We start from the raw sequence: 10,122 nt of genomic DNA on the forward strand, positions 1-10,122 counted from the left end.
TCCAGAACCTGCGCAAGCAGGCGCGGGCAGCTGGCGCGAGCGTTCAGGTCGCCAAGAACCGCCTTGCCAAGATCGCCCTCGAAGGCACCGACGTCGCCTCGATCGGCTCCCTGCTCAAGGGACCGACCCTGATCGCCTATTCGGACGATCCGGTGGCGGCGCCCAAGGTCGCAGCCGCGTTCGCCAAGGATTTCGACAAGTTCGTCATCCTCGGCGGCGCCATGGGCGCGACTGTCCTGAACCCGGATGGCGTGAAGTCGCTTGCGACCATGCCTTCCCTCGACGAACTGCGCGCGAAGCTGGTTGGCCTCATCTCGGCCCCGGCGACCAAGATCGCGCAGCTCTCGACCGCGCCTGCGGCCAAGCTGGCGCGTGTGTTCGGGGCTTACGCCAACAAGGATGCGGCCTGATCCTGGCCCGGCATTGAAAATCATCGAACCAAACCCAAGATATACAGGAACTGAAAATGGCTAACCTCGAAAAGATCGTCGAAGAGCTTTCGGCCCTCACCGTTCTCGAAGCCGCTGAACTGGCCAAGCTTCTTGAAGAGAAGTGGGGCGTCTCGGCCGCTGCCGCCGTCGCCGTCGCCGCCGCTCCTGGCGCCGCCGCCGCCGCCGCTCCGGCCGAAGAGCAGACCGAGTTCACGGTCGTTCTCGCCGCCGCCGGCGACAAGAAGATCGAAGTCATCAAGGAAGTCCGCGCCATCACCGGTCTGGGCCTCAAGGAAGCCAAGGACCTCGTCGAAGGCGCTCCGAAGCCCGTCAAGGAAGGCGCGTCCAAGGAAGACGCCGCCAAGATCAAGGCCGCCCTCGAGAAGGTCGGCGCCAAGGTCGAGCTCAAGTAATTATGCTTTCGAGGGCTTTGGCCTTCTGATGAAAAAGACGGCTCCGGGGTTTCCCCGGGGCCGTCGCGGCCGTCACGGGACATGTTCTCGCGCCGGTTTCGAAGAGGTGGGGAGGCCTCCGATCCTTCCCAGGAATATGCGCGGATTTTCCGCGCGTCCCGGCGACGCCGGGGAGGCGAGAGGCATTTCAGCCCGCCTGAAAATGAGGGACGAGGAGCGATATGGCGCAAACGTTCACCGGCCGGAAGCGTGTCCGCAAATTCTTCGGTCATATCCGCGAAGTCGCGGTCATGCCCAATCTGATCGAAGTGCAGAAGGCATCCTACGATCAATTCCTGATGGTCGAGGCCCCCAAGGGCGGGCGCGACGACGAGGGATTGCAGGCCGTGTTCAAGTCTGTGTTCCCGATTTCGGATTTCGCGGGCACGGCTTTGCTGGAATTCGTGAAATATGAATTTGAGCCGCCGAAATATGACGTGGACGAATGCCGCCAGCGCGGCATGACTTTCGCCGCGCCGCTCAAGGTCACGCTCCGCCTGATCGTGTTCGATGTGGACCCGGACACCGCCGCCAAGTCGGTCAAGGACATCAAGGAGCAGGACGTCTATATGGGCGACATGCCCTTCATGACGTCGAACGGCACCTTCATCGTCAATGGCACCGAGCGCGTCATCGTCTCGCAGATGCATCGCTCGCCTGGCGTGTTCTTCGATCACGACAAGGGCAAGAGCCATTCCTCCGGCAAGCTGCTGTTCGCCGCGCGCATCATTCCCTATCGTGGCTCCTGGCTCGATATCGAATTCGACGCCAAGGACATCGTCTATGCCCGCATCGACCGCCGCCGCAAGATTCCGGCGACGTCGCTGCTCTACGCCCTCGGCTTCGATGGCGAGGAAATTCTGTCGGCCTTCTACAAGAAGGTCGCCTATCAGCGCGAGAAGGACGGCTGGCGCCTGCCTTTCGATGGCGAGCGCCTGAAGGGCACCAAGGCGGTGGTCGACATCATCGACGCCGACACGGGCGATGTGGTGGTCGAGGCCGGCAAGAAGCTGACCGCGCGCACCGCCCGCCAGATCTCCGAGCGCGGCGTGAAGTTCATCCGTGCGGTTGACGAGGACCTGTACGGCCAATTCATCGCCGAAGATCTTTTCAATCCGGAAACCGGCGAAATTTTCGTCGAGGCGGGTGAAGAAATCACGGCCAAGTCGCTGGAGACGCTGCTCGGTCTCGGCTTCGACGAGCTGCCGATCCTCGACATCGACCATATCAATGTCGGCCCCTATATCCGCAACACGCTGGCTGTCGACAAGAACAGCTCGCGTGAAGAGGCCCTGTTCGACATCTACCGCGTGATGCGTCCCGGTGAACCGCCGACCATCGATTCCGCGGAAGCGATGTTCCATTCGCTGTTCTTCGATTCAGAGCGCTATGACCTCTCGGCGGTCGGACGCGTCAAGATGAACATGCGTCTCGACCTTGATTGCCCGGACACGACCCGCGTCCTGCGCCGCGAAGACATTCTCGCCGTGGTCAAGGCCCTGGTGGATCTGCGCGACGGCCGTGGCGAAATCGACGATATCGACCATCTTGGCAACCGCCGCGTCCGCTCGGTCGGCGAATTGATGGAAAATCAATATCGCCTCGGCCTGCTGCGCATGGAGCGCGCCATCAAGGAGCGCATGTCCTCGGTCGATATCGACACGATCATGCCGCAGGATCTCATCAACGCCAAGCCGGCGGCCGCCGCCGTGCGCGAGTTCTTCGGCTCGTCCCAGCTGTCGCAGTTCATGGATCAGACCAATCCGCTCTCGGAAATCACCCACAAGCGCCGCCTCTCGGCTCTGGGTCCGGGCGGTCTGACCCGCGAGCGCGCCGGCTTTGAAGTCCGCGACGTTCATCCGACCCACTATGGCCGCATCTGCCCGATCGAGACGCCCGAAGGGCCGAATATCGGTCTTATCAACTCGCTCGCGACTTTTGCGCGCGTCAATAAATACGGTTTCATCGAGGCGCCCTATCGCCGAGTGAAGGATGGACTCGTTTCGGACGAGGTCGTCTATCTCTCGGCGATGGAAGAACAGAAATATTCGGTCGCCCAGGCCAATGCCGCGCTCGGCGACGATGGCCGCCTGACCGAAGATCTCGTGGTCTGCCGCCGCGCCGGCGACGTGGTCATGCTCACGCCCGACCATGTCGATTTCATGGACGTGTCGCCGAAGCAGCTCGTTTCGGTCGCCGCGGCCTTGATCCCGTTCCTTGAGAACGATGACGCCAACCGCGCGCTGATGGGCTCGAACATGCAGCGCCAGGCCGTGCCTCTGGTTCGCGCCGATGCGCCACTGGTCGGCACCGGAATGGAAGGCGTGGTCGCCCGCGACTCGGGCGCCGCCATCGCGGCTCGCCGCGCCGGCGTGGTTGACCAGATCGACGCGACCCGTATCGTCATCCGCGCCACGGAAGAACTCGACGCGGGCCGTCCCGGCGTTGATATCTACCGCCTGATGAAGTTCCAGCGCTCGAACCAGTCGACCTGCATCAACCAGCGTCCGCTGGTGCGCGTGGGCGACCTGATCAGCAAGGGCGACATCATCGCCGACGGGCCCTCGACGGACATGGGCGATCTCGCGCTCGGCCGCAATGTGGTCGTCGCCTTCATGCCGTGGAACGGCTACAACTTCGAAGATTCGATCCTGCTCAACGAGAAGATCGTCAAGGAAGACATCTTCACGTCGATCCATATCGACGAATTCGAGGTGATGGCCCGCGACACCAAGCTCGGTCCGGAAGAAATCACCCGCGACATTCCCAACGTTTCGGAAGAAGCATTGAAGAATCTCGACGAGGCCGGCATCGTCTATATTGGCGCGGAAGTTCAGGCGGGCGACATTCTCGTCGGCAAGATCACGCCAAAGGGCGAAAGCCCGATGACGCCGGAAGAAAAGCTCCTTCGCGCCATCTTCGGCGAAAAGGCTTCCGACGTTCGCGACACCTCGATGCGCGTTCCTCCGGGCGTGCAGGGCACCATCGTCGAAGTGCGCGTGTTCAACCGCCACGGCGTCGACAAGGACGAGCGCGCCCAGGCGATCGAGCGCGAGGAGATCGAGCGTCTCGCCAAGGATCGTGACGACGAGCTGGCGATCCTCGACCGCAACGTCTATGCGCGCCTGGCCGACATGCTGATCGGCAAGACGGCTCTTTCCGGCCCCAAGGGCTTCAAGAAGGAGCAGGCCCTGACCCGCGAGCTGGTCGACGAATATCCCCGTTCGCAATGGTGGGTGTTCGCCGTGGACGACGACGCCGTGATGGGCGAGATCGAAGCCATGCGGAAACAGTATGACGAGGCGAAGAAGGGGCTGGAAAGCCGCTTCCTCGACAAGGTCGAGAAGCTTCAGCGCGGCGACGAGCTGTCTCCCGGCGTGATGAAGATGGTCAAGGTCTTCGTCGCCGTGAAGCGCAAGATCCAGCCAGGCGACAAGATGGCGGGCCGCCACGGCAACAAGGGCGTCGTCTCGCGCATCCTGGCGCAGGAGGATATGCCCTTCCTCGCCGACGGCACGCCTGTCGACATCGTGCTCAATCCGCTCGGCGTGCCTTCGCGCATGAATGTCGGGCAGATCCTCGAGACGCATCTGGGCTGGGCCTGCCGCAACCTCGGCAAGCAGGTCGCGGAAGCGATCAACGTCTATCAGCGTTCGCTCGATTCCGCGCCGCTGCGGCAGAAGCTGGTCGAGCTCTATGGCAAGGGCGCCGCAACGGGCGATCTGGACCAGGTCGGCAATTACGAACTGGTCGAGATCGCGCAGAACCTGACGCGCGGCGTGCCGATCGCGACCCCCGTCTTCGACGGCGCGCGCGAGCCGGACATCGTGGAGATGCTGGAACAGGCGGGCCTCGACGGCTCCGGCCAGACGGTGCTCTACGACGGCCGCACCGGCGAGGCGTTCGACCGCAAGGTGACGGTGGGCGTGATCTACATGCTCAAGCTGCACCATCTGGTGGACGACAAGATCCATGCGCGCTCGATCGGGCCTTATTCGCTCGTCACGCAGCAGCCGTTGGGCGGCAAGGCCCAGTTCGGCGGCCAGCGTTTCGGCGAAATGGAAGTCTGGGCGCTGGAAGCCTATGGCGCGGCCTACACGCTGCAGGAAATGCTCACGGTCAAGTCGGACGACGTGGCGGGCCGCACCAAGGTATACGAGTCCATCGTGCGCGGCGACGACACGTTCGAATCCGGCATCCCGGAAAGCTTCAACGTGCTGGTCAAGGAAATGCGTTCGCTCGGCCTTAATGTCGAGTTGAACCAGTCCCTGCCGCCGGGGACCGAAGAACTGCCGCCGGCCGAAGCCGCCGAGTAAATAGCAGGGAGGCGCTGACGCCTCCCTTTTCGCCGGGACGGGAGGCGTAAACGCCTCGTTGTCCGCCAAGACGGGAGGCGAAGGCGCCTCCCGGAAGCGCCCAAATTCGGAGCGGGATTCCGCCACAGCCGTCGGAATCGCCAGCCCAGGAGACAGTGATGAATCAAGAGGTCATGAATCTCTTCAATCCGGTCGTCGCGCCTCAGGCTTTCGATCAGATTCAAATCTCCATCGCCAGCCCGGAAAAAATTCTCTCCTGGTCGTTCGGCGAGATCAAGAAGCCGGAGACGATCAACTACCGGACCTTCAAGCCGGAGCGCGACGGTCTGTTCTGCGCGCGCATCTTTGGCCCGATCAAGGATTACGAGTGCTTGTGCGGCAAGTACAAGCGCATGAAATACAAGGGCGTCATCTGCGAGAAGTGCGGCGTCGAAGTCACGCTTTCTCGCGTACGCCGCGACCGCATGGGCCATATCTCCTTGGCCGCGCCCGTCGCGCATATCTGGTTCCTGAAGAGCCTGCCGTCGCGCATCGGCCTGCTGATGGACATGACGCTCAAGGATCTTGAGCGCATTCTCTATTTCGAATCCTATATCGTCATCGAGCCCGGCCTGACGCCCCTCAAGCCCCGTCAGCTGCTGAACGAAGAAGAATATGTCATCGCCCAGGACGAATATGGGCAGGACAGCTTCACGGCCATGATCGGCGCCGAGGCGATCCGCGAATTGCTGCGCGGACTCGACCTCGAAGGCATCGCAGCCCAGCTCAAGGTCGAGATCGCGGAAGCGACCACGGAGCTGAAGCCCAAGAAGCTCGCCAAGCGCCTCAAGATCATCGAGGCCTTCATCAATTCGGGCAACAAGCCCGAATGGATGATCCTCACCGAGGTTCCGGTCATCCCGCCGGACCTGCGTCCGCTCGTGCCGCTTGACGGCGGGCGTTTCGCGACCTCGGATCTCAATGATCTCTACCGCCGCGTCATCAACCGCAACAACCGCCTGAAGCGGCTGATCGAGCTTCGTGCGCCTGACATCATCATCCGCAACGAAAAGCGCATGTTGCAGGAGGCGGTCGACGCCCTGTTCGACAACGGCCGCCGCGGTCGCGTCATCACCGGCGCCAACAAGCGTCCGCTGAAGTCGCTCGCCGACATGCTCAAAGGCAAGCAGGGCCGCTTCCGCCAGAACCTGCTCGGCAAGCGCGTCGATTATTCTGGCCGCTCGGTCATCGTCGTCGGTCCGGAGCTCAAGCTTCACCAGTGCGGCCTGCCGAAGAAGATGGCGCTCGAACTGTTCAAGCCCTTCATCTATTCGCGCCTCGACGCCAAGGGCCTCTCGGCCACTGTGAAACAGGCCAAGAAGCTGGTGGAGAAGGAAAAGCCGGAGGTTTGGGACATCCTCGACGAGGTGATCCGCGAACATCCGGTGATGCTCAACCGCGCGCCGACGCTGCATCGCCTCGGCATCCAGGCCTTCGAGCCGACGCTGATCGAAGGCAAGGCGATCCAGCTGCATCCGCTGGTCTGCGCCGCCTTCAACGCCGACTTCGACGGCGACCAGATGGCCGTGCACGTCCCGCTGTCGCTGGAAGCGCAGCTGGAAGCGCGCGTGCTGATGATGTCGACCAACAACATCCTGCACCCCGCGAACGGCCTGCCGATCATCGTGCCGTCGCAGGATATCGTGCTCGGACTCTATTACCTGACCCTCGTCCGTGACGGCGAGCCGGGCCAGTATCTCGAGGATCCGGTCACCAAGGCGCCGCTGCAGGGCATCTATTCCAACATGGCCGAAATCGAGCACGCGCTGTTCGCCAAGGCCATCACCCTGCACACCAAGATCAAGGGCCGCGCCTGGACCTTCGATGAGAACGGCAAGCGCGTCTCGAAAATTTTCGACACGACGCCCGGCCGCATGATCCTCGGCCAGCTCGCGCCTGACCACAACAAGATCCCCTTCGACGTCATGAACAAGCTCATGACCAAGAAGGAAATCTCGGGGATGATCGACACCGTCTACCGCAACTGCGGTCAGAAGGAGACGGTGATCTTCTGCGACAAGATCATGGGCCTTGGTTTCCGCGAAGCCTGCAAGGCGGGCATTTCCTTCGGCAAGGACGACATGGTCGTGCCGGAGACGAAGGGCCGCATCGTCGAGGAGACGCGCAGCCTCGCCAAGGAATATGAGCAGCAGTACAACGACGGCCTCATCACCCAGGGCGAGAAGTACAACAAGGTCGTCGACGCCTGGGCGAAGTGCACCGATAAGCTCGCCGAGGAAATGATGGGCCGCATCTCGGCCGTCCGGAAGGACGACGCCGGCCGCGACAAGCCGATCAACTCGATCTACATGATGTCGCATTCCGGCGCGCGTGGCTCGCCCGCGCAGATGAAGCAGCTCGCCGCCATGCGCGGCCTGATGGCCAAGCCCTCGGGCGAGATCATCGAGAGCCCGATCATCTCGAACTTCAAAGAGGGCCTGACCGTTCTCGAATATTTCAACTCGACCCACGGCGCCCGCAAGGGCCTCGCGGACACCGCGTTGAAGACCGCGAACTCGGGCTATCTGACCCGTCGCCTCGTCGACGTGGCGCAGGATTCGATCATCACCTCCTATGATTGCGGCTCGACGAACGGCATCCGGATGCGGGCGATCATCGACGCCGGCCAGATCGTAGCGTCGCTGGCGGTCCGCATCCTTGGCCGCTTCACGGCCGAGGACCTGCTCGACCAGGACGGCGCGGTCATCGTCAAGGCCGGCGAGATGATCCAGGAATGGCATATCGACCGCATCAATGCGGCCGGCATCCAGGAAGTGAAGATCCGCTCGGTGCTGACCTGCGAGGCCAAGAACGGCTGTTGCGCGGCTTGCTACGGACGCGATCTGGCGCGCGGCACGCCCGTCAACATGGGCGAAGCGGTCGGCGTCATCGCGGCGCAGTCAATCGGCGAGCCGGGCACCCAGCTCACCATGCGCACCTTCCACATCGGCGGCGCGGCGCAGATCGCGGACAGCTCCTTCATCGAGGCCAATTTCGACGGCGTCGTGAAGCTGCGCAACCGCCATGTCGCGCGGAATTCGGACGGCGACCTCATGGTCATGGCGCGCAATGTCGCCGTGGTCATCTGCGGTCCGGACGGAACCGAGCGCGCGGTGCACCGCGTTCAATATGGCTCGCGGCTCAAGGTTGACGAGGGCGACCAGGTCAAGCGCGGCCAGCGCGTGGCGGAATGGGACCCCTATACCCGTCCGATCCTCACCGAGGTCGAGGGCGTCATCGGCTACGAAGACCTTGTCGATGGCCAGTCGCTCGCGGAAACGGTGGACGAGGCGACCGGCATCGCCAAGCGCATGGTCATGGACTGGCGCATGAACGCCCGTTCGTCGAGCCTCAAGCCCTGCCTGGTGATCAAGGGCAAGGACGGCAAGATCCTGAAACTGGCGCGCGGCGGCGAAGCCCGCTACACGCTGCCGGTGGATTCGATCCTGGCGGCCGATCCCGGCTCGACGGTGCAGGCCGGCGATGTTATCGCCCGTATCTCGCTCGAAAGCGCCAAGACCCGCGACATCACCGGCGGTCTGCCGCGTGTCGCGGAATTGTTCGAGGCGCGCCGTCCCAAGGATCACGCGATCATCGCGGAGATCGGCGGCACGGTGCAGTTTGGCCGCGATTACAAGAACAAGCAGCGCCTGTCGCTCATCCCGACTGAGGATGGCGTCGAGCCCGTCGAATATCTGATCCCCAAGGGCAAGCACATCCATCTGCAGGATGGCGACATTGTCGAAAAGGGCGATTACATCGTCGACGGCAACCCGGCGCCGCATGACATCCTTGCGATCAAGGGCGTCGAGGAGCTGGCGGCCTATCTCGTCAACGAGATCCAGGAAGTCTATCGCCTGCAAGGCGTGAGCATCAATGACAAGCACATTGAGGTGATCGTCCGCCAGATGCTGCAGAAGGTCGATATCACCGATCCCGGCGAGACCGACTTCCTGTCCGGCGAGCAGGTCGATCGCATGGAAATGGACGAGGCCAACGAAAAGGCCATCGAAGAGGGCAGGCGTCCGGCTTCCGGAACGCCGGTTCTGCTCGGCATCACCAAGGCGAGCCTGCAGACCCGCTCCTTCATCTCGGCCGCTTCCTTCCAGGAAACCACGCGCGTCCTCACGGAAGCCGCGGTCAATGGCAAGATCGACACGCTGGAAGGCCTCAAGGAAAATGTCATCGTCGGCCGTCTCATCCCGGCGGGCACAGGCGCGGCTATGGCGAAACTGCGCCATATCGCCACGACGCGCGACGATCTCATCCTGCAGCAGAAGGCGGAAGCCTCCGCCGCGCCGCCGCAGCTTCCTGCAGCGGAATGATCCAAATCAAGGCCGCCCGAGAGGGCGGCCTTTTTCTTTGGGCATTTACTCGCGCCCTCGGCGTTACGGTGCGTCTTGAACGACCTGTGGGCTGCCTTCGCCTTCGCTTTGACGCGCGTTTTGCGCCGTGCATGATTGGAGCATGGGATCGAAACGGCGAGATAACGTGGTGCGCGTCGGGTTTGGCGGCGTGCGGAAACGGCGCTGGCCGAAGGAGCGCGCATATGTTCGCGGCGCGTCGACGGGAGGCTGGCCGTCGCTCGTTATCATTTGGGCAGCCATGCTGATCGGAGCCGCTTACGGCGGCGGCTGGGTCCACGGCCTCTGGAAGGCCGATGGAGTGCTAGCGGTATCGAGCGGTGGAACCGGCGTTCAGGCCAGTTTCAGCTATTGCCACATCGGCGGTGGGTATAACTGCGTGCGAATTCCGATTCAATCCGGCCACCGATTCCGATTTGAAGCCGGCCGTGCTTCCGATTTGATGTCGGCCACCATTCCGAAATGAAGCCGGCCACCTGAGCCGATCTTTCGGCTCTCAAAGTTTGCTCCCCGCAGGTCA

5 protein-coding genes are annotated in these 10,122 nt (G+C 62.7%); all 5 read left to right on the top strand.

Going from position 1 to position 10,122, the window contains the following annotated elements; translation table 11 throughout:
* Positions 1–410 (top strand): 50S ribosomal protein L10 (gene rplJ, locus QZ409_RS00005; protein WP_296705988.1); only part of this gene is annotated, 410 nt, incomplete at its 5' end.
* A gap of 56 nt (positions 411–466) precedes the next feature.
* Positions 467–844, top strand: a complete 378-nt coding sequence (rplL, locus tag QZ409_RS00010; protein WP_283367505.1) for a 50S ribosomal protein L7/L12 — start codon at positions 467–469, stop codon at positions 842–844.
* A 221-nt stretch (positions 845–1,065) separates the two neighbouring features.
* Positions 1,066–5,199, top strand: coding sequence for a DNA-directed RNA polymerase subunit beta (gene rpoB, locus QZ409_RS00015; RefSeq protein ID WP_296705998.1), 4,134 nt, complete (start codon positions 1,066–1,068; stop codon positions 5,197–5,199).
* Between the two features lie 158 nt (positions 5,200–5,357).
* On the top strand, positions 5,358–9,563 hold the full coding sequence (gene rpoC, locus QZ409_RS00020) for a DNA-directed RNA polymerase subunit beta' (protein WP_296706000.1): 4,206 nt from the start codon (positions 5,358–5,360) through the stop codon (positions 9,561–9,563).
* Positions 9,564–9,705: 142 nt separating this feature from the next.
* Entirely contained in the window at positions 9,706–10,068 is a 363-nt protein-coding gene (locus tag QZ409_RS00025; protein ID WP_296706001.1) for a hypothetical protein, read from the top strand.
* The last annotated feature ends 54 nt before the right edge of the window (positions 10,069–10,122 follow it).

Origin of the sequence: Rhodoblastus sp., assembly GCF_019449565.1 — a bacterium.
In the GTDB taxonomy this organism is placed as follows: Bacteria; Pseudomonadota; Alphaproteobacteria; order Rhizobiales; family Beijerinckiaceae; genus Rhodoblastus.